The 23182-nt window shown below is 65.8% G+C and carries 19 protein-coding genes and 1 riboswitch; of the genes, 14 read left to right on the top strand and 5 right to left on the bottom strand.

The window, feature by feature from the left end; translation table 11 throughout:
* The first annotated feature begins 187 nt into the window (after positions 1–187).
* The 6 genes from QXH22_RS00875 (at position 188) to QXH22_RS00850 (ending at position 9323) form a co-directional block, all read left to right on the top strand.
* Positions 188–1939: an AMP-binding protein gene (locus tag QXH22_RS00875; protein ID WP_306240881.1), complete on the top strand. Its 1752-nt coding sequence runs from the start codon at positions 188–190 to the stop codon at positions 1937–1939.
* A 9-nt stretch (positions 1940–1948) separates the two neighbouring features.
* Positions 1949–2530: a carboxymuconolactone decarboxylase family protein gene (locus QXH22_RS00870; RefSeq protein WP_306274722.1), complete on the top strand. Its 582-nt coding sequence runs from the start codon at positions 1949–1951 to the stop codon at positions 2528–2530.
* Between the two features lie 17 nt (positions 2531–2547).
* Positions 2548–3666 (top strand): nitronate monooxygenase family protein, encoded by a 1119-nt coding sequence (locus tag QXH22_RS00865; protein WP_306274721.1) that lies wholly within the window; start codon positions 2548–2550, stop codon positions 3664–3666.
* A gap of 175 nt (positions 3667–3841) precedes the next feature.
* Positions 3842–4011, top strand: a riboswitch (M-box (ykoK) riboswitch).
* 273 nt (positions 4012–4284) lie between these two features.
* On the top strand, positions 4285–4515 hold the full coding sequence (locus QXH22_RS00860) for an Rv1535 family protein (protein WP_306240878.1): 231 nt from the start codon (positions 4285–4287) through the stop codon (positions 4513–4515).
* A 358-nt stretch (positions 4516–4873) separates the two neighbouring features.
* Entirely contained in the window at positions 4874–8080 is a 3207-nt protein-coding gene (gene ileS / locus QXH22_RS00855; protein WP_306274720.1) for an isoleucine--tRNA ligase, read from the top strand.
* A gap of 25 nt (positions 8081–8105) precedes the next feature.
* Positions 8106–9323, top strand: coding sequence for a peptidoglycan DD-metalloendopeptidase family protein (locus tag QXH22_RS00850; protein ID WP_306274719.1), 1218 nt, complete (start codon positions 8106–8108; stop codon positions 9321–9323).
* Here QXH22_RS00850 and QXH22_RS00845 read toward each other — a convergent pair.
* Complete coding sequence (locus tag QXH22_RS00845) at positions 9307–10317, bottom strand: hypothetical protein (RefSeq protein WP_306274718.1); 1011 nt, start codon at positions 10315–10317, stop codon at positions 9307–9309. The genes QXH22_RS00850 and QXH22_RS00845 overlap by 17 nt on opposite strands.
* Positions 10318–10450: 133 nt before the next feature.
* On the opposite strand from QXH22_RS00845, the gene QXH22_RS00840 reads away from it, so the two are divergent.
* Positions 10451–11413, top strand: coding sequence for a dTDP-glucose 4,6-dehydratase (locus QXH22_RS00840; RefSeq protein WP_306274717.1), 963 nt, complete (start codon positions 10451–10453; stop codon positions 11411–11413).
* A gap of 5 nt (positions 11414–11418) precedes the next feature.
* Here the strand turns inward: QXH22_RS00840 and QXH22_RS00835 are convergent, their stop codons facing one another.
* A complete protein-coding gene (locus QXH22_RS00835) occupies positions 11419–12828 on the bottom strand; it encodes a PE family protein (protein WP_306274716.1) in 1410 nt (469 codons plus the stop codon).
* A gap of 222 nt (positions 12829–13050) precedes the next feature.
* Between QXH22_RS00835 and QXH22_RS00830 the strand changes: the two genes are divergently transcribed.
* From QXH22_RS00830 to QXH22_RS00820, 3 genes are all read left to right on the top strand, one after another.
* Positions 13051–14460, top strand: coding sequence for a DNA polymerase IV (locus QXH22_RS00830; protein WP_306275923.1), 1410 nt, complete (start codon positions 13051–13053; stop codon positions 14458–14460).
* 206 nt (positions 14461–14666) lie between these two features.
* Positions 14667–14930: an acyl carrier protein gene (locus QXH22_RS00825; protein WP_306274715.1), complete on the top strand. Its 264-nt coding sequence runs from the start codon at positions 14667–14669 to the stop codon at positions 14928–14930.
* A 264-nt stretch (positions 14931–15194) separates the two neighbouring features.
* Complete coding sequence (locus QXH22_RS00820) at positions 15195–16820, top strand: fatty acyl-AMP ligase (RefSeq protein ID WP_306274714.1); 1626 nt, start codon at positions 15195–15197, stop codon at positions 16818–16820.
* A gap of 98 nt (positions 16821–16918) precedes the next feature.
* Here QXH22_RS00820 and QXH22_RS00815 read toward each other — a convergent pair whose 3' ends face one another.
* The gene (locus QXH22_RS00815; protein ID WP_306274713.1) at positions 16919–17851 is read right to left on the bottom strand and encodes an asparaginase; all 933 of its coding nucleotides are present in this window, start codon (positions 17849–17851) and stop codon (positions 16919–16921) included.
* Between the two features lie 72 nt (positions 17852–17923).
* On the opposite strand from QXH22_RS00815, the gene lspA reads away from it, so the two are divergent.
* Positions 17924–18535 carry a signal peptidase II gene (lspA, locus tag QXH22_RS00810; RefSeq protein WP_306240869.1) on the top strand — a complete coding sequence of 204 codons (612 nt, stop codon included), beginning with the start codon at positions 17924–17926 and terminating at the stop codon, positions 18533–18535.
* Complete coding sequence (locus tag QXH22_RS00805; protein ID WP_306274712.1) at positions 18528–19454, top strand: RluA family pseudouridine synthase; 927 nt, start codon at positions 18528–18530, stop codon at positions 19452–19454. The genes lspA and QXH22_RS00805 overlap by 8 nt, the downstream gene beginning before the upstream one ends.
* Here the strand turns inward: QXH22_RS00805 and QXH22_RS00800 are convergent.
* Both QXH22_RS00800 and QXH22_RS00795 read right to left on the bottom strand, forming a co-directional pair.
* The gene (locus tag QXH22_RS00800) at positions 19437–20219 is read right to left on the bottom strand and encodes a class I SAM-dependent methyltransferase (protein ID WP_306240867.1); all 783 of its coding nucleotides are present in this window, start codon (positions 20217–20219) and stop codon (positions 19437–19439) included. The two genes, QXH22_RS00805 and QXH22_RS00800, sit on opposite strands and share 18 nt — an antisense overlap.
* A gap of 173 nt (positions 20220–20392) precedes the next feature.
* Positions 20393–21034, bottom strand: coding sequence for an MliC family protein (locus tag QXH22_RS00795; protein WP_306274711.1), 642 nt, complete (start codon positions 21032–21034; stop codon positions 20393–20395).
* Between the two features lie 322 nt (positions 21035–21356).
* Between QXH22_RS00795 and QXH22_RS00790 the strand changes: the two genes are divergently transcribed.
* Positions 21357–22373 carry an SDR family NAD(P)-dependent oxidoreductase gene (locus QXH22_RS00790; RefSeq protein ID WP_306274710.1) on the top strand — a complete coding sequence of 339 codons (1017 nt, stop codon included), beginning with the start codon at positions 21357–21359 and terminating at the stop codon, positions 22371–22373.
* A 4-nt stretch (positions 22374–22377) separates the two neighbouring features.
* Complete coding sequence (locus QXH22_RS00785) at positions 22378–23181, top strand: SDR family oxidoreductase (RefSeq protein ID WP_306274709.1); 804 nt, start codon at positions 22378–22380, stop codon at positions 23179–23181.
* Position 23182 lies beyond the last annotated feature (1 nt).

Genomic DNA, 23182 nt, shown 5'->3' with positions numbered 1-23182 from the left:
TTGAGCGCCGCGAAATCCGGGGCGGCACCTGCGCTGTAGAGATCGGCCACCAGTGCCAACAGGCCGTGTGGGTAGCGCTGGCCGCGGGGCCGCCGTGATCGCTTCCGGTGTGATTCCGGGACGTGGCCGCCTGACTTCGGCGATACGGACCACGAGGGGCGTGTTCCGGCGGGTAGTGTGCGATCCCGTGGTTGGCTCTTCTATCCCTGCTGTGCTGCGCGAACGCGCGAGTCTCAATCCGAACGGTGCGGCGCTCACCTACCTCAACTACGACCTGGACTGGGAAGGCGTCGAGGAGACGCTCACCTGGGCGCAGCTGCACCGTCGCACCCTCAACATCGCCGAGCAGCTCAAGCAGACCGGTTCGCCCGGTGACCGCGCGCTGATCCTGGCCCCGCAGGGACTCGAGTACGTCGTCGGATTCCTCGGTGCGCTGCAGGCCGGATTCATCGGGGTACCGCTCTCGGTGCCCTACGGCGGCGCCCACGACGAGCGCACCATTTCGGTGCTGGCCGATACCGCGCCGTCGGTGATCCTGACGACGTCGGCCGCCATCACCAACGTCAAGGAGTGCGTCGAACCGCAGGCCGGCGAAAATCCACCGGCCATCATCGAGGTCGACCTGCTGGACCTGGATTCCCGGCCGAAATCTTCCCGGCCGGAACGCATCGCAGACGAGGGTGCGCGCACGTCGTATCTGCAATACACGTCCGGATCGACCCGGACGCCAGCCGGCGTCACCGTCTCGAACGCGAACGTTTTCGCCAATTTCGAGCAGATCATGGCCGACTTCTTCGTCAACGAAGGGGGAGTGCCGCCGGCGGACCTGGACGTGGTGTCCTGGCTTCCGCTATACCACGACATGGGTCTCCTGCTCGGGGCGATCATGCCGATCCTCGCCGGCCGACGGACGGTGCTCACCAGCCCGGTGGCGTTTCTGCAGCGCCCGGCCCGCTGGCCGCAGTTGCTGGCGCGCTACGGGACCACCATCTCGGCGGGGCCGAACTTCGCGTTCGACATCGCGGTACGCAAGACCTCCGACGAGGACCTGACCGGGTTCGACCTCAGCGGCGTGCACACCGTGCTCAACGGCAGCGAGAGGGTCCAGCCCGCGACCCTCAAGCGCTTCGCCGACCGGTTCGCCCGCTTCGGATTCGCCGCCAAGGCATTACGCCCGGCCTACGGCATGGCCGAAGCGACCGTGTACATCGCCACGCGCAAGGTGGGTGATCCACCGGAGATCGTCGATTTCGACTCACAGAAGCTGCCGGACGGGGAGGCCGTGCGGGTCGAAAGCGGCAGCGGCACACCGCTTGTCAGCTACGGAGTGCCGAAATCACAGCTGGTTCGCATCGTCGACGGCGACACCCGCACCGAGTGCCCGGAAGGCAAGGTCGGCGAGATCTGGGTGCAGGGCGGCAACGTCGCGTCGGGGTACTGGGACAAACCGGAGACCACAGCGGACACGTTTGGTGCGACGATCGTCAATCCGCCGGAGGGAACTCCCGAAGGCCCGTGGTTGCGTACCGGAGACTCCGGTTTCTTTTCCAACGGTGAGCTTTTCATCATGGGCCGGATCAAGGACCTGCTGATTGTCTACGGGCGCAACCATTCTCCCGACGACATCGAAGCGACCATTCAGGAGATCAGCGCCGGCCGTTGCGCCGCAATCGCCGTTCCGCAGGACGGTGTCGAAAAGCTGGCGGCGATCGTGGAAGTCAAGCAGAAATCCGACGAATCGGCGCAGGAGCTGGCGGAGCGACTGGCTGTGCTCAAACGCGACATCACTGCCGCCATCTTCGACTCGCACGGGCTGAATGTGGCCGACCTGGTGCTCGTGTCACCCGGGTCCATCCCCATCACCACCAGCGGCAAGATCCGCCGGCAGCAGTCGGTTCAGATGTACGAGGACAAGGCCTTCGCCCGGTTGGACGCCTGACAGGCCCGCATGAGCAAGCCCGCCCGGATACCGTTGCTGCCTGTCGAAGAGGCCAAAGCCGCCGCCGACCAGGCCGGCGTCCCGGACTACATGGCCGAACTCAGCATCTTTCAGACGCTGCTGAACCATCCAGTGTTGGCGGGACCATTCAACGACCTGCTCGCCAGCATGCTCTGGCACGGTGTCCTGGACCGCAGGCTGCGCGAACTGGTCATCATGCGGATCGGGTGGCTTACCGAGTGCACCTATGAGTGGACGCAGCACTGGCGGGTGGCCACCCGCCTCGGCGTCTCGGCAGAGGACCTGCTGGGCGTGCGAGATTGGCAGGGCTACGGCGGTTTCGGGCCCACCGAGCGAGCCGTATTGGCGGCGACCGACGACGTCGTGCACGACGGCGCGGTGAGTGCCGCGAACTGGGCTGCCTGCGAACACGAATTGGGCGGCGGCAAAGCCGTTCTCATCGAACTGGTCACCGTCATCGGTGCGTGGCGGATGGTTGCGTCGATTTTGCAGAGCCTTGAGGTGCCGCTGGAAGACGGGGTGGCCGCGTGGCCGCCCGACGGCCGGGCTCCGTCCTCCCCTGATCGGTAGGGCGTAGCGTCGGCGACATGCGAACCAGAGTTGCCGAGATGCTCGGCGTCGAGTTTCCGATTTGCGCCTTCAGTCACTGCCGCGACGTGGTGGCCGCAGTGACCAATGCGGGCGGGTTCGGGGTGCTCGGTGCCACCGCCCACAGCCCGAAACGGCTGGAAAGCGAGCTCACCTGGATCGAGGAGCAGACGCACGGCAAGCCCTACGGTGTCGATCTGCTGCTACCGCCGAAATACGTCGGCGCCGACACCGGTGGCGTCAACTCACGGCAGGCCCAGGACCTGTTGCCGGCCGAGCACCGCGCTTTCGTCGAGGAGATGCTGAACCGTTACGGCGTTGCGCCACATGGCGAACAGGAGCAGACGATCAGAGGTGGGCTCAACATCTCACCCAAGGGCTACGAACCGCTGCTGGAGGTGGCCTTCGCCCACAAGATACGGCTGATCGCCAGTGCACTCGGTCCGCCGCCGCACGATCTCGTCGAGCGGGCGCACAGCCACGACGTCCTGGTGGCCGCGCTGGCCGGCACCACCGAACATGCCCGCCGGCACGCGGCGGCCGGGGTCGACCTGATCGTCGCGCAGGGCACCGAGGCAGGCGGACACACCGGTGAGGTCGCGACCATGGTGCTGGTGCCCGAGGTGGTGGACGCGGTGGCCCCGACGCCCGTGCTGGCGGCCGGTGGGATCGCCCGCGGACGCCAGATCGCGGCCGCCATGGCCCTGGGTGCCGAGGGGGTGTGGTGCGGTTCGGTATGGCTCACCACCGAGGAAGCCGAGACCGCGCCAGTGGTGAAGGACAAGTTCCTGGCGGCGACGTCGTCGGACACCGTGCGGTCGCGGTCCATGACCGGGAAGCCGGCCCGCATGCTGCGCACCGCCTGGACCGAAGAATGGGAACGCCCCGACACCCCCAACCCGTTGGGAATGCCGCTGCAGACGGCGCTGATTACCGACTCTCAGGTCCGGATCAACCAGGCGGCTGCCCATCCCGGGGCGAAAGCGCGCGAGCTGGCGACGTACTTCGTCGGCCAGGTGGTCGGCTCGCTGGACCGGGTCCGTCCGACCCGCGCGGTGGTGCTCGACATGGTGGAGGAATACATCGACACCATCGGCCGGCTCAATGATGTGACATAGCGAACTCATACCGAAACGTAACCTGGGAGATCGTCCCGCGGCCTTCTCGTTTCCGCAGCTCAGATGCGTTATTGCTGAATGGAAGCTGTGGGCGTGCGTAGTGAAAGCATAAAGATCCCGAAACCCGGGGGTGCCGCGTTGACCCGCGCCCGTACGTCGTGCATTATCGGTCAGGCAGGCACCTCGTTAGGTGAGGCGGCTACACGAACACAGGCCACTGACCCCGAACGTCGAAAGACGCCCCGGGTCAGGACAGCTCCTCCCGGCTTAAGGGTTGAGCCCAGGTGGCTTCCGGGTTACCGGACACGTCGGGTAGTGCCAAAGCTCTGACGAGAGGGGTGCGGATTTCCGGCGGAACGCCGGCATTCTGTTCTCCTTGTGCGCGCAGCAGATCACGCGAACACTCGCGTGGGTCGTGACCGAGAGGAGGTGAGGGACGCATGAGTTCCAGTGGCAGTCCGGGTCGATATCCGGGCGCTGTTTCGTCCCTGACCGGTCTCCGGCGCGACGTTCTCGGCTGAGTCTTCACACAGCCTTCACGTCGGAACCGTTGCGGGACGGGACTTCCCAAGATTCCTTTGAGTTCCACCTGCCAACGTCTTATCCGAGGAGGCGATCATGACCGCTGCACTGTATGACGAAGTAGTTGCCGTTCCCGCTGCGCCCAAGCTGCACGTGGTGCGCGACCTGCCGGTCGCTCCGGCGCCGAAGAAAGCCCGTCGCACCGAGCAGGTGCTCGCGGCCGGGGGCGACCCGCTGGTGGCCGGCGCCGCCCGCCTGCTGAACATCCCGCTGCGGCACATGTACGCCGCGCTGTGGCGCATCGGCGTTCTCGAAGTCCAGGCGTGACGCCCATGGATAGTGCGCTACCCGGCACTCCAAGGGGCTAGCCGACCGCAGGAGCGTCCTGCGGCGGGCCGGCCCCTTGGAGTGCTTCCCGTCTTCTGATTGCGACCCGCGGCACCCGGCTTCGCCGGGTTTGCGATCGCAATTAGAATCAGCGGCAGACCAGCGTCGATCCGGCCATCACCGGGGAGCTTTCGGAAGAACAGCCAATCGGCCCAGTAGAACCGAACGGGCGGGCCCGTCACAGCCTTTCGAGTGGTCACGCGTCAGCGTGGCAAGCGGGGTGGTACCGCGGCGTTCGCGCACCAGCGCGCCCGTCGTCCCCGTGCCTGAAGATCTCGAGGCACCGGAGACGACCCACGTGAGCGACGAAGCTGAATTCGAGGCTGAACTCGAAGCCGGCCGTACGGCCTACCCCAAGCTGGCCAGCGGCGCGCCGGATTTCCCGGCGCTCGAACTCGAGGTGCTCGATTACTGGTTCCGGGACGACACGTTCCGGGCCAGCATCGCCCGCCGCGACGGCGCTCCGGAATATGTGTTCTACGACGGCCCGCCGTTCGCCAATGGCCTGCCGCACTACGGGCACCTGCTGACCGGCTACGTCAAAGACATCGTGCCGCGCTATCGCACCATGCGCGGAAACAAGGTAGAACGCCGATTCGGCTGGGACACACATGGTCTGCCTGCCGAGCTGGAAGTCGAGCGGCAACTGGGCATCACCGACAAGTCCCAGATCGACTCGATGGGCATCGCCGCCTTCAACGATGCCTGCCGTGCCTCAGTACTGCGCTACACCGACGAGTGGCAGCAGTATGTGACCCGCCAGGCGCGCTGGGTCGATTTCGACAACGACTACAAGACGCTCGATCCCAGCTACATGGAGTCGGTGATCTGGGCCTTCAAACAGCTGTGGGACAAGGGCCTGGCCTACGAGGGCTACCGGGTGTTGCCGTACTGCTGGCGTGACGAGACCCCGTTGTCCAATCACGAACTGCGGATGGACGACGACGTCTATCAGAGCCGCCAGGACCCCGCCCTCACGGTCGGGTTCAAGGTCGTGGGTGGCGACTCACAAAATGGACTGGACGGTGCCTACCTGCTGATCTGGACGACGACGCCGTGGACCCTGCCGTCGAACCTCGCCGTCGCGGTCAATCCCGACGTGAGCTACGTCCAGGTGCAGTCCGGCGATCGGCGCTTCGTCCTGGCCGAGGCGCGGCTGGCCGCATATTCCCGCGAACTCGGGGAGGACCCCGAAGTTCTCGGCACCTATCGCGGCGCCGAGTTGTTGGGCACCCGGTACCTGCCGCCGTTCGCCTATTTCCTGGACTCGCCCAAGGCCTTTCAGGTGTTGTCCGCCGACTTCGTCACCACGGAGGACGGCACCGGGCTGGTGCACATGGCGCCGGCCTACGGCGAGGACGACATGGCCACCACCGACCCGGTCGGCATCGTGCCTGTTACGCCCGTCGATTCCAAGGGCCGATTCGACGCGACGGTTCCGGACTACCAGGGGCAGCATGTCTTTGACGCCAACCCGCAGATCATCCGCGACCTGAAAAGCCAGAGCGGTCCCGCCGCGACCAACGGCGCGGTGCTGCTACGGCACGAGACCTACGAGCACCCCTACCCGCACTGCTGGCGCTGCCGCAACCCGCTGATCTACCGTGCGGTGTCGTCGTGGTTCGTGCGGGTGACCCAGTTCCGGGACCGGATGGTGGAGCTCAACCAGCAGATCACCTGGTACCCCGAACACGTCAAGGACGGACAGTTCGGGAAGTGGCTGCAGGGCGCCCGCGACTGGTCCATCTCGCGAAACCGCTACTGGGGCACCCCGATTCCGGTGTGGAAGTCCGACGACCCGGCCTATCCGCGCATCGACGTCTACGGAAGCCTGGACGAGTTGGAACGGGACTTCGGAGTGCGCCCGGACAACCTGCACCGGCCATTCATCGACGAACTCACCCGGCCCAACCCCGACGACCCCACGGGCCACAGCACGATGCGGCGCATCTCCGACGTGCTCGACGTGTGGTTCGACTCCGGTTCGATGCCTTACGCACAGGTCCATTACCCGTTCGAGAACAAGGAGTGGTTCGACGGGGTCCAGAGCGACGACCCTGACAAGCAGGTCGACGGCCACTATCCGGGCGACTTCATCGTCGAGTACATCGGCCAGACCCGCGGCTGGTTCTACACGCTGCACGTGCTGGCCACCGCGTTGTTCGACAGGCCATCGTTCAAAACCTGTGTGGCGCATGGCATTGTGCTGGGCTCGGACGGCCAGAAGATGAGCAAGTCGCTGCGCAACTACCCGGATGTCACCGAGGTGTTCGACCGCGACGGCTCCGATGCCATGCGCTGGTTCCTGATGGCGTCACCGATCCTGCGCGGCGGCAACCTGATTGTCACCGAGCAAGGTATCCGCGACGGGGTGCGGCAGGTATTGCTGCCGTTCTGGAACGCGTACACGTTCCTGGCGCTCTACGCGCCGAAGGTCGGTGTATGGCGCACCGATTCGGCGCATGTGCTGGACCGCTACATCCTGGCCAAACTTGCGGTACTGCGCGACGACCTGACCGCTTCGCTGGATATCTGCGACATCTCAGGCGCCTGCGAACAGCTGCGCCAGTTCACCGAGGCGTTGACGAACTGGTATGTGCGACGGTCACGTTCACGCTTCTGGGTGGAAGACGTCGACGCCATCGACACACTGCACACGGTGCTGGAGGTGACGGCACGACTGGCGGCACCGCTACTGCCGCTCATGACCGAGCTGATCTGGCGCGGGCTGACCGGCGGCCGTTCGGTGCACCTGACGGACTGGCCCGAGGCGGCCGAACTGCCCGCCGACCCCGAGCTGGTGGCCGCCATGGACCAGGTGCGGGACGTGTGCTCGGCGGCGTCGTCGCTGCGCAAGGCCAAGAAGCTGCGGGTGCGGTTGCCGTTGCCCAAACTGACGGTGGCCGTGGAGAACCCGTCTCAGTTGCAGCCGTTCACCGGGCTGATCGGGGACGAACTCAACGTCAAGCAGGTCGAGCTGACCGATGCGATCGACACCTACGGCCGGTTCGAGCTGACCGTCAACGCGCGGGTCGCCGGCCCGCGGCTGGGCAAGGACGTGCAGGCCGCGATCAAGGCCGTCAAAGCGGGGGAGGGCGTGGTCAACCCGGACGGCACCCTGACCGCGGGACCCGCGATCCTGCAGCCGGAGGAGTACAGCTCCCGATTGGTGGCCGCCGACCCGGAATTCACCGCGGCCCTGCCGGGTGGTGCCGGGCTGGTGGTACTGGACGGAACGGTAACCCCGGAGCTCGAGGCAGAGGGCTGGGCCAAAGACCGCATCCGCGAACTGCAGGAGCTGCGTAAGTCGACCGGCCTCGAGGTGTCCGACCGGATCACTGTGGTGATGTCGGTGCCTGCCGGGCGGGCCGAGTGGGCGTCCACGCACCGTGATCTGATCGCGGGTGAAATCTTGGCCACGAGTTTCGAGTTCGGTGAACCCGCGGACGGGGCCGCCGAAATCGGGGACGGAGTGCGGGTATTCATTCAACGTGCCTCCGCGTGAGGCACGGGCCGAACGGAGGGGGACGATGCGGGTTCTGGGGCTGTTCCGGGTGCACAACGGCGAGGACATCCTGCCGCGAGTCCTGGACTCGTTGTCCGGCTGGTGCGACGACATCTATGTGATCGACGACCGCAGTACCGACAACTCCGCCGACATCCTGGCTGAGCATCCCGCGGTGACGAATGTCGTTCGCGCCCGGTCGGATCTGCCGCAGACGCCATGGCTCATCCCGGAACCCCCGGGGCTGGAATTGTTGTATCGCATGGCCGATTTCTGCCGTCCCGACTGGATCGCCATGATCGACTCCGACCAGGTGGTCGAGGCCGACGTCGACGTGCGCGGCATGCTGGCCGATATTCCGGCCGACGTGGCGGCGCTGATGTGCCCGATGATCCCGACGTGGCATGATCCGGAATTCCCGGACATGATCCCGATCATGGGGCCGGCGGAGTCGGTGCGCGGACCGTTCTGGCGCTGGCGTCCGGAACTTCGGGCGGGGACCAGGATGATTCACAATCCGCACTGGCCCGCCAACATCACCGAACGCGGTCGCATCGGGATGGTGTACGACGTTCGCCTGGTGCACCACGGCTGGTCCACGCTTGCCGAACGAGTGGCCAAGGTCGACCACTACCGCAGAATCGACCCGGATTGCCGGCTGAACTACGGCGTCCCCTACGACCGCGCGCTGTTGTTCGGTTATGCGCGCGACGAGGTCGACCTGCTCACGGCTGACTACGGTCGACGCCGCCGAGGCGATTTCGATCCGGTCGACGTCGATGCCCGCTTGCCGATCGACCGTGAAAAGCTGTCAATCGGAGCGGGTTACGGTCCACGGGCCGGCACATTCCACCCCGGTATCGATTTCGCCGCTGCGCCGGGCACCGCCATCCACGCTGTCTCGTCCGGAACCGTCACTCGCACAGACGATCTCGATGACCGTGGGCTCCGGTCGGTGACGGTGTCGAACGCAGAGGCCGACCTCGTCTATGTGTTCCGCGGCGGCGAGCACCGAGTGGGCGATGAGATCGCTGCCGGGGCACAGATCGGCGCCGTTGGTCTGGAAGCCGAATCAGCGGACGGCTACCTGCATTTCGAGGTCCACGCGGGCGGCGGGCACACCAGCCCGCTGCGTTATCTGGGCAACCGGGGTTTGCAGCCGTGGCCACCGCAGGGCCGGCCGCGGCCGGTGTCGGGTACCTATCCGGCGGCCACTCCGTGCACCATCACCGTTGCCGGGTGAGCCGCTCGGCCACGGCCCGCGCGGACCGGATCGCCGATCGCGCCTCCTGCAGGATCTTGGCCGGATGCTGCTCGTCCAGCTCGCCGAGACGGTTGTACCGCTCGATCCCGAATCCCGCAGACTCCAAACGGATTCCGAACGGCAGCGCCAGCGTGCGCAACGCCTCGAAGTGCAGATAGGGAACCACCGGTTGGCCGGTCACCAGCAGGCACGTCGACCCGCGCATACCTACCGTCTGCGCGGCGAAGGTATACGTGTCACCGGAATTCGCCCGGCGGTTGTCCGGATCGGGTGACGGCGTTTCCAGCAGAGTGACCGGCACGCCCAGTTCGTTGCTGTCCGCTGGGAACCGCCAGACGGCTCGGTCGCGGTGCGGCCGATCGACGCGTCGTCGTGCATGATCCTCAACCTCGCGGATATCGAGCCCCAGCATTTCACCGGCGGCCGCGGCCACCAGGTCGAACTCGCTGCGGGCCGCCGGCGCGAGGACGGCTACCGCGTCCCGCTCGGAATCCATGAGGGGGCGTGAGGCCGCAGCCAACACCACATGCCCGATTTGCCGCCCCGCCGCCACCTCTCGTGCGTAGCCGACGCGCAGCCGGTTCGTGTACCGGCCGCCGCCGATCACCAGCAGGTAATCGAAATCGGTTGCGCTGGGCATCGATTCGCCGATCAGGCCGAGTTCGTCTGCCAGTGCGACGATCTTCTGCTGCTGGCCGGCAGGTACGTCCAGGCGGGGAATGAGCCACCGCACGGCTCCGGCAGCGTCCTGGCTGTTCACCCGCCCCGCTCCTGCCCGTGCCCGCGCCCGGTAATCCCACACGGTGCTGAAATCGTCGAGCCAGCCGAGGCGCTCGACGAGGTCAAGGTCTGACGGAACGGCCCCGCCGAACATCTCCACCAACTCCGTCAGAGCCGGATGCGTAGCCCAGGCGTGGATCTCCTCGCGGACATGGGCCGCGACGTCAGCGGATCCGGTATTCGACGGACACACCGAGAAACCCCCCTCTCAATCTCTATCGGCCACCGTACGTGTCGCGACCGGCTAACCGGATGTGCCACGGCGGGCCAGTAAGCTATGAGCCGGTTCAGCGAAGAACGGCACGGAACGCGGGGGGCTTTGTGCAGTGAGAATTCTCGTGACTGGGGGAGCGGGTTTCCAGGGAAGCCACCTTGCCGAGGTGCTGCTCGCCGTGGGACATCAAGTGACCGTTCTCAATACGTTGTCCAGCGCCGCCAAGCGCAATACCAGACGACTGCAGGCCGACAGTCGGGCCGATGTGGTCTTCGGTTCGGTGACTGACGCCGAACTGACCGCCAAGACGGTGCCGGAGCACGAGGTCGTCTTCCATCTGGCTGCCAACGTCAATGTCGACAAGTCGCTCAGCGATCCGAAGAGCTTTCTGGACACCAATGTGATGGGCACCTACAACATTCTCGAGGCGGCCCGCCGGAGCGGATCGCGCGTCGTCTACGCCTCGACGTGTGAGGTGTACGGCGACGGGCAGGACCTCGGCGCGGATGAGCTGCTGGACGAGACCGCCGAGCTGATGCCGAACAGTCCCTACGGCGCGTCCAAGGCGGCGGCCGACCGGCTCTGTTATTCCTACTTCCGTTCCTACGACATGGATATCACCGTGGTCCGCCCGTTCAACATTTTCGGCGAGCGGCAGAAGAGCGGCGCATTCGGTGCGCTGATCCCGATACTCGTGCGCCAGGCGATGGCGGGCAGGGATCTCACCGTCTTCGGTGAAGGGACCGCGACGCGCGACTACCTCCACGTCAGTGACGTGGTGCGGGCCTACCTGCTGGTTCTGGACAATCCGGAACTCAAAGGCCGCGCAATCAACTTCGCCAGCGGTATCAACACGAGCGTGCGCGACATCGCCGAGTACATTGCCACCAAATTCCAGGTGGACGTAGTCAGGGGGCCGGCGCGACCCGGGGAGGTCGCACGCTACCCCGCGGATATCCAGCTGGCGCGCAGCATCGGTTTTGCGCCTCAGGTCGAGATCTGGACCGGGATCGACCGCTACGTCGACTGGGCGATAAGCCAGTCGGACAACGAGATTGAGCTTGCGGCTACCTGACGCCGCTACAGCAGCCCACCCAGGAGCGGCGGCAGCGGCGATCCGGTCAGCCCAGGCAGGGTCGGCAGGCTCAGACCGGGCAGCAGAGATCCCAGCGACGGCAGACCCGGCACGGTGATCTGCGGCAGGGGCAGCAGCGGGCTCGGCAGCGGTGGCGCGCCTATCGCCTGGGCGAGCTGCTGAGGTGCGTAGAGCAGGAGCCCCGGCAGAATCCCGCCAGTGGGCGTGCCGCCCATCGGGACGCTGACGATGGGACTGCCGGGTAGCGGATCGATGTTGACCGTCACGGTCGACAACGGGGTCAATATCCCGCCCAGGGGGATGCTGGCGTGCAGCGGGACAGTGATGGCAGGGAGACCGCCGAGCACGGGCAGGGGCACCCCGGGCAGGGTCACCCCCAGCGTGTACTGGCCGTTCAGGAACCCGTTCGCGACGACGGCAGGGGAGGTCAGGACCGCGACAGCGGCCCCGAAACCGTCTCCGCTCTGCACGGCGCTGCTGAAGGCCGCACCGACGGAGGCGATGGCATTCGCCGTGGTGACGGGCGAACCGATGGCATCGATGCCGAGCGCTATGGGCATCCCGAAGAAGGCGGCCCCGATTTGCAGGGGATCGGTCAGGTTGACGCCGACGGAGTAGGAGAAGTCGGTGACGGTCGCGAGCAGGTTGACCGCGTTCTGACCGATCCGGCCCGGTATCGAGGCGATGGGCGCCAGATCGGCCAGGATCTGGGTCGCGGCGGCCCCGTTGTTCAAGTGCTGAGCCGCGTTCGAAAAAGCCGACGTGATTATCTGCCCGTAGTTCGACTGGTTAGTGATGAATTGGTGCAGGAACGGAAATGGGTTGGTGGCCAGACCAGTGCCGAGGCTTTGCAGATTGGTGATCGTGTTGGAGACAAATGCCTCGTAGGGTCCGGTGATCGCGGCCAAGCTGGGCGGCGTGGGTCCGGGAGTGGCACCGAATATGCCGGGCAGTAGGGATTGAAGGGACGGGAAAGTCCCGAGACCGCTCAAGAGGCTGCCGGAGCCGCCCAGCAGTCCGCCGAGGTTGCCCAGGCTGCCGGTGAGACCGTCCAGGATCGAGGCGGCCGAGGCGGCTGCGGCCGCGGGTACCAGGCTTGCCAAAGTCTTTTGGGCGTTGGCGATTTCGGCGCCGAGGTACGCGCTGACGCTCGAGTTCAGGGTCTTGACGAACTCGGCGTGGAATGCGTGAGTCTGCGCACTGAGTGTCTGGAACTCCCGGCCCAGGTCGCCGAACATCGCGGCGACGGCGGCCGAAACCTCGTCGGCTGCTGCCGGTGAAATCGATGTAGTGGAACCCGCGATGGATTTGGCGGCCTGCTCTATCGTCGAGCGAATGCCGGACAATTCCTGAGCCGCCGACTGAACCCATTCAGGAGCGATCAACACCGACATAGCCATCCCCCTTGATGCATGCCTTTGGCAAGCGCACTCGCCTCAAGAGAAGTGACCCCGAATGGGACTTCTTAAACGTGTGCGCAACGAAATATTTACTCCTGCGTAATCCGTATTTCCTTCGCAAATTGGCTTGTACGGCGATCGGAAGTCCCTGATGCGCCTCGGCCGCAAGGGCTCAGCCGTGCCGCAATAGCATCGACAGTCGTGGAGTCCCGTTGGGTGCTGCACCTGGACATGGACGCGTTCTTCGCCTCAGTCGAACAACTCACCCGGCCGACCCTGCGGGGCCGTCCGGTGTTGGTGGGCGGCTTGGGTGGCCGAGGGGTAGTGGCCGGAGCCAGCTACGAATCGCGCGTGTTCGGTGCCCGTTCTGCCATGCCGATGCACCAGGCGCGTCGGCTGGTCGGGGTGAGCGCGGTCGTGTTGCCGCCGCGCGGAGTCGTTTACGGCGTGGCCAGCCGGCGCGTCTTCGACACCGTGCGCAGTGTGGTTCCCGTTGTCGAGCAGCTCTCGTTCGACGAGGCGTTCGGCGAGCCGTCGCAACTGGTCGGGGCCTCGGCGTCCGACGCGGAAGAATTCTGCGAAATGCTGCGCCGCAGGGTTCGCGATGAGACCGGTCTGATCGCGTCGGTGGGCGCGGGTTCGGGCAAACAGATCGCCAAGATTGCCTCGGGCCTGGCCAAACCCGACGGTATTCGCGTGGTGCGCCGTGCCGAAGAGCGGCTGCTGCTCGACGGCCTGCCGGTGCGGCGGCTGTGGGGGATCGGTCCGGTCGCCGAGGAGAAACTGCACCGACTCGGCATCGAGACCATCGGACAGTTGGCGGCGCTGTCCGACGCGGAAGTGTCCAACATTCTCGGTGCCACCATCGGTCCCGCGCTGCACCGGCTGGCCCGCGGGATCGACGACCGCCCCGTCGCCGAACGCGCCGAAGCCAAACAGATCAGCGCCGAGTCCACGTTCGCGACTGATCTGACCACCCTGGACCAGCTGCGGGAGGCGATCGAGCCGATCGCCGAGCACGCGCATCGGCGGCTACTCAAAGACGGCCGCGGCGCGCGCACGGTGACGGTGAAACTGAAGAAGTCCGACATGAGTACCCTCACCCGCTCGGCGACGTTGCCCTATGCGACGGCCGAAGCGAGCGCGCTGACGGCGGTGGCCCGCAGGCTGCTGCTGGACCCACTGCAGATCGGCCCGATCCGCCTTCTCGGCGTTGGGTTTTCGGGTCTCAGCGACGTGCGGCAGGAATCGTTGTTTCCCGAGCTGGACGTGTCACCCACGGAGGCACACCAGGATTTCGAGACGATGCGCGCCGCACTGCTCACCGGACAGGACGGCTCGTCGTGGCGCATCGGCGACGACGTCACGCACCGCGACTTCGGACACGGCTGGGTACAGGGCGCGGGCCACGGCGTCGTCACCGTCCGATTCGAGACCCGCGGTTCGGGACCGGGGCTGGCCCGCACCTTTCCGATCGATACCGGCGACATCACCGCCGCTAACCCGGTTGACAGCCTGGACTGGCCCGACTACGTCGGTGAGCTGCGCGACCGGGATCAGGATTCGGTGCCGGCGCCTTCATCCCCAGCGCCCGACCAGCCTGATGCGCCGAAGAGCTGTCAATGACGTCGGCGACGACGGTTTCGGTGATGTAGACAAGAGTGGAATTACGGAAAAAGCTGTCTCAGAATGAGCAAGCGATGCCCATATAAGACCGATATGTGTCATATAAGTCGCAGTTGATCGGGTGGGTGACGACTGCAGGTACGGGAAGTAGAGTACTCAATTACTAACGGCCCATCGGCACGCACTCGTTAACAGGAGCAACAAACGTGAACCAAGCTCAGCTTGCCGATTGGCTTAGTGAAAGAGTTGCCGGTTATCTTAACACACCGCGCGACTCCATCGACGTCGAAACCCCGTTGCCGGAATATGGTTTCGACTCGACAATGAGTCTTTCGCTGTGTGCCGATCTGCAACGCGAGCTCGACATCGAGGCGGATGCAACTATCGCCTGGGACTACCCAACTATTACGGCATTGTCTGCGCATCTCATATCTGTGAGGGCGGAGAGCGGTCGCATGTATGTGTCATGAATGCCTGCTGCGCGCGCCTTTCTTGACCTGATTGGTGGCTAAGTTCCGGGATGGACACTATGACTTTTTTTCCAAAATATTTGGTGCGAAGTCGCGCGCTAAGAACAACAATTGATCGGTTGTGACAGCGTGAAGGTTTGCCGGGAATTAAGCTCCGGGGCCGGTAGGGACTCCGCAGGCGCGGCGGAGGTTGTGGCTGTTTTAAATCAGTCGCCGCCCAATGCAATTGCGTTTGACAAGTGTATCGAGAGAGGGCCTGATGTCTTGAGCACGCTACTCCGCGACATCTTCCTAACCGCCGAAACCTCGCCCCACGCCCTGCGCGTCGGTTCGATCGATGAACCTCTATCGATAACCTGGCAGGAGGTTCACAAGCAGGCTTGCGGCATGTCAAATGTTCTGTCCAGCATGGATATCGGTCGCAACGACACCGTCGCCGTGTTGGCTGCGGAGGCATCTGACGTGGCGCCCCTGGCGCAGGCCCTGTGGATTCGCGGAGCCGCGTTGACGATGTTGCAGCAACCCACCCCACGCAACGATCTGGCGGTGTGGACCGCCGACACCGTACAAGCGTGCCGGATGTTGAATGCCCCGTTGGTGGTGCTGGGCGATCCGTTCGAGGTGGCGGCAGAGGCCCTCACTGCAGAGGGATTGCGCGTCTGCACCGTCAATTCTCTGCGTGGCGCGGGTCCGATCGCGTTGGTGGAAACCGACGACGACGACATCGCAATGCGCCAGCTCACGTCTGGCTCCACCGGAGTGCCCAAAGCGGTGGAAATCAGCCATGGGAATCTGGCCGCCAACGTCGAAGCGTCATGTCGTGCAGTCGAGATCAACATCGACACCGTGATGGCCAGCTGGCTGCCGCTCTGCCACGACATGGGTATGGTCGGCTTCATCTGCCTGCCGATGAAGACCGGCAATGAAGTGATCGTCATTCGAACCGACGCGTTCCTTCGGCGGCCCATTGTCTGGGCTGAGATGCTCAGTAAGTTTCGCGCCGAGGTGACGGCTGGTCCCAACTTCGCCTATTCAGTTCTGGCTCGTGTGCTCGAAAAGGCCGACCCCGATTCAATTGACTTGTCAAGCTTGCGAGTTGCGGTCAACGGTGCCGAACCGATCGACCATCGTGACCTGGAATATCTGACCTCGGTGGGATCGCGGTTCGGTATGGGTGCCGGCGTGGCGACGCCATTTTTCGGATTGGCCGAAGCAACTCTCACGGTTTCCGCGGGCGACTTCCGGGCGCCGGCGGTCGTCGATTACGTTTCCCGCCGGAGCCTCGCCGAGAACCACCGCGCCGAACCGATCGATCCCGACTCAGAGGACGCCCAGCCCGTGGTGTGTTTGGGATTACCGATCCCGGATATGCAGGTCCGCATCGCCAGAAATGGTCAGGTGCTGCATGAGGCCAGGCAGGTCGGCGCCATCGAGCTCTGCAGCCCCTCCATCGGCCGGCAATACGTCACCGTTGACGGTACGGTTCCGGTGCTCGACGACACAGGTTGGTTCGACACAGGAGACCTCGGATATCTCGATGAACTCGGTCGGATCCACGTCTGTGGACGCCTCAAGGATGTCATCGTGCTAGCCGGCCGCAATCTTCATCCTCACGACATCGAGCGCGCCGCGGCGAGCGTTGAGGGTGTGCGCAAAGGCTGCGTCGTAGCGCTGCGGTTGGACACCGAACGTGAAGGTTTTGCGGTTCTCGCAGAAGTCTACGAACGCTTCAACGAGTCCGAGCGGGCCGGAATCCGTCGGGCCGTCGCGGCACGGGTGAGCAGTCATGTAGGCCACCCGCCGCGCGAGGTGCGGCTCCTTCAGCCTGGGAGCCTTCCGAAGACCACGTCTGGCAAGCTGCGCCGCAATAGCGCCCGTGCCCTGCTGTAGGCGAGCCTCGCGTCTACCCCGGACAGTCATCCTCTGACGTGGCTCTCGCCAGATCGGCGCAGCCACGTCACCTCGAACCGGGCAGGGTCCAGGTGCGGTCAACCCCATCGGCCGACGACATCGGCGACCGGTAACTCCAGCGCCAGCGCCGCCATCACCAGGACCCGGGCCTGTGGCGGGGCCAGCTGCGGCACCAGTACGGCACCCGCTTCGACCAAATCGTGGCCGGGGCCGTAATGCGCACTGACCCGGCCGTTGGGAACCCGGGTCGACACCGCCACGACTACGCCGTCGCGGCAGAGACGACGTACCCCATCGACCACGGCCGGCCCGGCGTTGCCCGTTCCCAACGCTTCGAGCACCACGCCCCGTGCACCGGCCGCGGCGAAGGCGTCCAGCGCTACCGCGTCGCTGCCCAGGTAGGCGGCCGCGATGTCGACGCGCGGCGCCTCCGCTGCGCGCAGGTCGCCGAGAAACGGCCGCACCTTGGGAGCGGTCATCGCGCCGGACACGGTGCCGAGCAGGTGCCCGGCGAAACCGCTCAGATCCTGGGTTGACGCCTTGCGCAGGCCCAACGGCTGCAACACCCGGCCGGCGAAACACAACAGCACACCCAGACCACGGGCCTGCGCACTGCCTGCCACCGTGATCGCGTCGCGCAGGTTGGCCGGACCGTCGGAGTCGGGGGCGTCGGAGCTGCGCATCGCCCCGGTCAGCACCACCGGCGCCGCGCCGGAGTACCCCAGCTCCAGCCACAGCGCGGTTTCCTCCATGGTGTCGGTGCCATGGGCGATGACGATTCCCGCGGCTCCGTCGTCGATCGCGGTGAGCACCGCGGCGCGGATCAGGTCCCAGTCGGTGGTGACCAGTTCCGAGCTGTAAACCGCCATCAGGTCGATGACGTCGACCTCGAATGCCGGGCTGAGACCGCTGGTGAGCTGGGCGCCGCGGTGGGCGGGCCGGCGGACGCCGTCGGCGCCGGTGGTCGTCGAGATCGTCCCTCCGGTGGTGATGACGGTGATGCGGACCATGAGGGGATCATTCCGCACGCGCGGGCCCATCCGCGTGACGGGCATGAACACCTCTTAGTGGATGATGGTGGGGTGCCTGACGAACCAACGGGATCCGCTGATCCGCTGACTTCAGCCGGTGACGCCGAAGGAGCCCGCGACAGCGGTGCCCCCGCGCCTCAGGCGCCGCCCCGTCGATTGCGCCTGCTCTTGTCGGTCGCGGGAGTGGTGCTGGCGCTCGACATCATCACCAAGGTTCTGGCGGTCAAACTTCTGCCGCCGGGCCAGCCGGTGTCGATCATCGGGGACACCGTGACCTGGACGCTGGTGCGTAACTCGGGTGCCGCGTTCTCGATGGCGACCGGTTACACGTGGGTGCTGACCCTGATCGCGACCGGCGTAGTGGTCGGGATCTTCTGGATGGGGCGGCGGCTGGTCTCGCCATGGTGGGCGCTGGGCCTGGGCATGATCCTGGGCGGCGCGATGGGCAACCTGGTCGACCGCTTCTTCCGGGCTCCCGGGCCACTGCGCGGCCACGTCGTCGACTTCCTGTCGGTCGGGTGGTGGCCGGTGTTCAATGTGGCCGACCCGTCGGTGGTCGGCGGCGCCATCCTGCTGGTGGTGCTCTCCATCTTCGGCTTCGATTTCGACACGGTGGGGCGACGGAAGTCCAACGGGGACAAGGACCAGGACGCCGTTGACTGAGCGCTCGCTGCCGGTCCCGGACGGATTGGCGGGCATGCGCGTGGACGCCGGCCTGGCCCGCCTGCTCGGGCTGTCCCGCAGCGCCGCGGCGGCCATCGCCGAAGACGGCGGTGTCGAGCTCGACGGCGTGACGGCGGGTAAATCCGACCGGCTCAACGCCGGCGCCTGGCTGCAGGTGCGGCTGCCGGAGCCGCCGAAACCGCCGGAGAACACTCCTGTCGACATCGAGGGAATGACGATCCTCTACTCCGACGACGACATCGTCGCCGTCGACAAGCCGGCTGCGGTCGCTGCGCACGCCTCGGTGGGCTGGACGGGCCCGACAGTGCTGGGTGGGTTGGCGGCCGCGGGCTACCGCATCACCGCCTCCGGTGTGCATGAACGTCAGGGGATCGTGCACCGCCTCGACGTCGGCACCTCCGGGGTGATGGTGGTCGCCATCTCCGAACGCGCCTATACCGTGCTCAAGCGGGCATTCAAACAGCGGACCGTGGAAAAGCGTTATCACGCTCTGGTCCAAGGCCATCCGGACCCGTCCAGCGGAACTATCGACGCACCGATCGGCCGTCACCCCGGCCCCGAGTGGAAGTTCGCGGTCACCAGGGACGGCCGGCACAGCATCACTCATTACGACACCATGGAAGCGTTCGTCGCCGCCAGCCTGCTCGACGTGCACCTGGAAACCGGGCGCACCCATCAGATTCGGGTCCACTTCTCCGCGCTGCACCATCCCTGCTGCGGCGACCTCGTTTACGGCGCCGACCCGAAGCTGGCGAAAAAGCTTGGGCTGGAACGGCAATGGTTGCATGCACGATCACTGGCCTTTGCGCATCCGGCCGACGGCCGGCGGATCGAGATCGTCAGTCCCTACCCGGCCGATCTGCAGCATGCACTGGACGTACTACGCGCCGAGGGCTGACGGCGCGGGCTTGCGTGCCTCCACCAACACCCGCGTCGGGTGCGTGACGAAACGGCCCTCCGCCGAAATCAGGTCGTGCAGTTCGCGCAGTCGCGAGTAATACGGTTCGGCGGTGAAATCGGGCACCGTCCAGATCAGCTTGCGCAGGAAATAAATAACCGCGCCGATGTCGAAGAACTCTGCCCGCAGCCGCTCCATCCGCATATCCAGCACCTGCAGCCCGGCAGCTTGCGCGCCGGCGCGCTGGGCATCCGGCTCGTAGAGTGCCCAAAGTTGTGGCTGCGGGCCCACAACGTGGGTCACCAACTCCGACACCGTCGCCGGACCGGGATGCTGTGCGAAATAGGTGCCACCGGGTCGCAACACCCGGGCGATCTCGCTCCACCACACCGCTGTCGGGTGGCGGCTGATCACCAGATCGAAGGCCTCGTCCGCGAACGGCAACGGCGGCTCGTTGCCGGTGGCGATCACGACCACGCCGCGGGGATGGAGTCGCTTGCTGGCCAATGCCGCATTGGGAGGCCATGATTCGGTGGCCGCCATGGTTGGCGGGAACTTTTCCGCGCCCGCGAGCACCTCGCCGCCGCCGGTGTGAATGTCCAGCGCCGCCGACACATTCGCCAGTCTGCGACTCATCAGCCGCTGATACCCCCACGAGGGCCGCTGCTCGGTCGCCCGGCCGTCCAGCCAGGAGAAGTCCCAACCTTCTACCGGCACGGCCACGGCTTCTTCGACCAGCTCCTCAAACGAGCGCATGCTCAGCATTGTCACTCACGCTTGCGCGCCTCGACCCGCAATCGGCCCCGGCCACCAGCTCTTCGAAGGTCCTGCCCACCTACGCATTGTCATATGTGAACCCGGAGGCACTGGGCCGGGGCGACATCGTCGGACGGGCCGTCGTCGTTTTCGACTAACTACCCGTCGTCGTCTTCGACCAGCTACTGGGTGCGGCAGACGAACTTGGTGCCGCTGAGGTCGAGCGTCACTTCGCCCTGGTGCTCCCAGTACTCCGATCCCTGCCGGCCGTACCGGGCGCCGCTGCCCGAGGGCTGCAGGAACAGAATGACCTGCACGCCCTTCCAGTCCAGCACCGCCGTCTTGGGATCGAGTTGGTTGTAGAACTGCGCGGTCAACGTTCCGGCGTCAGCGGGGCAGGTGTAGGTGACGACCGGCGGCGCGACGGTGGCCGGATCCGCGATCGTCAACTCGACCAGCCGCGTCTGATAGGCCTCCAATACGCAGGTCCGCATTTCGACCCGATCGGCGCACCCGTCGCGGATGGTCGCGAACGCGCTCTGTGCGGTGGTCAGCGTCGCCTGGTCGGCGCCCGGTCGTGCCAGGGCCTGCTGGTAGGCGGCCTGTAGCCGGCGGTCGAGGTCGGTCAGTTGGGGGTCGTCGCATACTGACTGCTGAGCTTTGTTCGCCGGCTTGGCGCAGTCGAAGGTCATCGCCGGGGCGGGCGGCTGGGTGCTGGTGGTCGCCGACGACGAGCTCGACTGCGTCGTCGGCCGGGTTCCCCCTGACTTGCTGCTGCAGGCGCTGACGAGCAGAACGGCCAGGACGACGACCAACAGTCTCATACCTGCTGACTACCGGGTGGCGGGGATTAGCACGTCCTCGACACGCCGTGGACAGCGTCCCGACTTTCACCGCGCCGCTCGCCCGGCTCGCGTGCGCAAACGTGTCAGTCAACCCATCCGGTGGGCGGACCACCGGGACCGAATGCCGGCCCACGAGAATGGGCTCACGACGAGGGTGTGTGACAACGGCGGGGGCGCGATCGCCGTCGCGGCCGTCGCTTCCCGGAATGACAACCCGTATACCTATTCACCGGGCGATGTCCTAGGTTGGCATCATGACGCCCCGTCACACCTTCCACACCGCCATCAGGAGCAACTGCCGATGAATCTTGGGGACCTCACGCATCTGGTCGAAAAACCGTTCGCGGCGATGTCGAACATGATCAACACGCCGAACTCCGCGGGCCGCTACCGGCCCTTCTATTTGAGGAACCTGCTCGACGCCGTGCAGGGTCGCAAACTCAGCGACGCGGTGCAGGGCAGGGTCGTTCTCATCACGGGCGGGTCCTCGGGAATCGGCGAGGCGGCTGCGCACAAGATCGCGGAGGCCGGTGGCACCGTGGTGCTCGTCGCGCGCACTCTGGAAAATCTCGAGAAAGTCGCCGACGACATCCGTGCCAACGGTGGCACCGCCCATGTCTACCCGTGCGATCTGTCGGACACCGATGCGATCGCCGCCATGGCCGACAAGGTGCTCGACGACCTCGGTGGGGTCGACATCCTGATCAACAACGCGGGCCGCTCGATCCGGCGGTCGCTGGCTCTGTCCTACGACCGGATTCATGACTACCAGCGCACGATTCAATTGAATTACCTGGGCGCGGTCCAGCTGATCCTCAAGTTCATCCCCGGCATGCGCGAACGCGGCTTCGGCCACATCGTCAACGTCTCCTCGGTCGGCGTACAGACGCGCGCGCCACGCTTCGGCGCCTACATCGCCAGCAAGGCCGCGCTGGACAGCCTGTGCGACGCGCTGCAGGCGGAGACTGTCAGCGACAACGTCCGGTTCACCACGGTGCACATGGCGCTGGTGCGCACACCGATGATCAGCCCGACGACAATGTACGACCACTTCCCGACCCTGACGCCCGATCAGGCGGCCGGGGTGATCACCGACGCGCTGATCCACCGGCCGCGGCGGGCCAGTTCGCCCTTCGGGCAATTCGCCGCCGTCGCCGACGCCGTCAACCCGGCGGTGATGGACCGGGTGCGTAACCGCGCATTCGGCATGTTCGACGACTCCTCGGCGGCCAAGGGCAGCGAAAAGCCAACCGACGAAACAGATCTCGACAAGCGAAGCGAGACCTTCCTGCAGGCGACCAGAGGGATCCATTGGTGACGTCATGAGCCTTCCCAAGCCCACCAAGCAGAGTACGGTCGTCATCACCGGCGCCTCGTCGGGAATCGGTACTGAACTCGCGAAAGGCCTGGCGCGGCGCGGCTTTCCGCTGATGCTGGTGGCCCGGCGCCGCGAGCGCCTCGACGAGCTGGCCGACCAGCTGCGAGACAGCGACGGGGTTGAAGTCGAGGTCTTGCCCCTGGACCTGTCGGACGCCGATTCACGGGCCAAGCTCGCGCAGCGGCTCAGCACCGATCCCATTGCCGGGCTGTGCAACAGTGCCGGATTCGGTACCAGTGGGCGTTTCTACGAACTGCCCGCCGAGCGCGAGAGCGAGCAGGTCACCCTTAACGCGCTGGCGTTGATGGAGCTCACCCGCGCGGTACTGCCCGGCATGGTGGAGCGGGGCGCAGGTGCCGTGCTGAACATCGCGTCTATCGCCGGGTTCCAGCCGCTTCCGTTCATGGCGGTGTATTCGGCGAGCAAGGCGTTCGTGCTGACCTTCTCCGAAGCCGTCCAGGAGGAGTTGCACGGGACGGGAGTATCCGTCACGGCGCTGTGTCCCGGTCCCGTTCCCACCGAGTGGGCCGAGATCGCCAATGCCGAGCGGTTCAGCGTACCGCTCGCGCAGGTGTCCCCGGAAGAAGTCGCCGAACAAGCCATTCAGGGCATGTTGTCCGGAAAGCGGGGCGTGGTACCGGGTTTGGTGCCCAAGGTCGCCAGCACCACCGGCCGGTTGCTGCCGCGCAGCGTGCTGCTGCCGGCGATCCGGATCGGAAACAAACTGCGCGGCGGCCCCAGCCACTGAG

The organism is Mycobacterium sp. TY814 (assembly GCF_030755175.1).
In the GTDB taxonomy this organism is placed as follows: Bacteria; Actinomycetota; Actinomycetes; order Mycobacteriales; family Mycobacteriaceae; genus Mycobacterium.
This window is presented reverse-complemented; position numbering and strand designations above follow the sequence as displayed.

Coding starts and splice junctions, on each gene's coding strand:
- QXH22_RS00870 (WP_306274722.1), top strand. CDS start 1,949: ATGAGCAAGCCCGCCCGGATACCGTTGCTGCCTGTCGAAGAGGCCAAA.
- QXH22_RS00865 (WP_306274721.1), top strand. CDS start 2,548: ATGCGAACCAGAGTTGCCGAGATGCTCGGCGTCGAGTTTCCGATTTGC.
- QXH22_RS00860 (WP_306240878.1), top strand. CDS start 4,285: ATGACCGCTGCACTGTATGACGAAGTAGTTGCCGTTCCCGCTGCGCCC.
- QXH22_RS00850 (WP_306274719.1), top strand. CDS start 8,106: ATGCGGGTTCTGGGGCTGTTCCGGGTGCACAACGGCGAGGACATCCTG.
- QXH22_RS00835 (WP_306274716.1), bottom strand. CDS start 12,828: ATGTCGGTGTTGATCGCTCCTGAATGGGTTCAGTCGGCGGCTCAGGAA.
- QXH22_RS00815 (WP_306274713.1), bottom strand. CDS start 17,851: ATGGTCCGCATCACCGTCATCACCACCGGAGGGACGATCTCGACGACC.
- QXH22_RS00800 (WP_306240867.1), bottom strand. CDS start 20,219: ATGCTGAGCATGCGCTCGTTTGAGGAGCTGGTCGAAGAAGCCGTGGCC.
- QXH22_RS00795 (WP_306274711.1), bottom strand. CDS start 21,034: ATGAGACTGTTGGTCGTCGTCCTGGCCGTTCTGCTCGTCAGCGCCTGC.
- QXH22_RS00790 (WP_306274710.1), top strand. CDS start 21,357: ATGAATCTTGGGGACCTCACGCATCTGGTCGAAAAACCGTTCGCGGCG.
- QXH22_RS00785 (WP_306274709.1), top strand. CDS start 22,378: ATGAGCCTTCCCAAGCCCACCAAGCAGAGTACGGTCGTCATCACCGGC.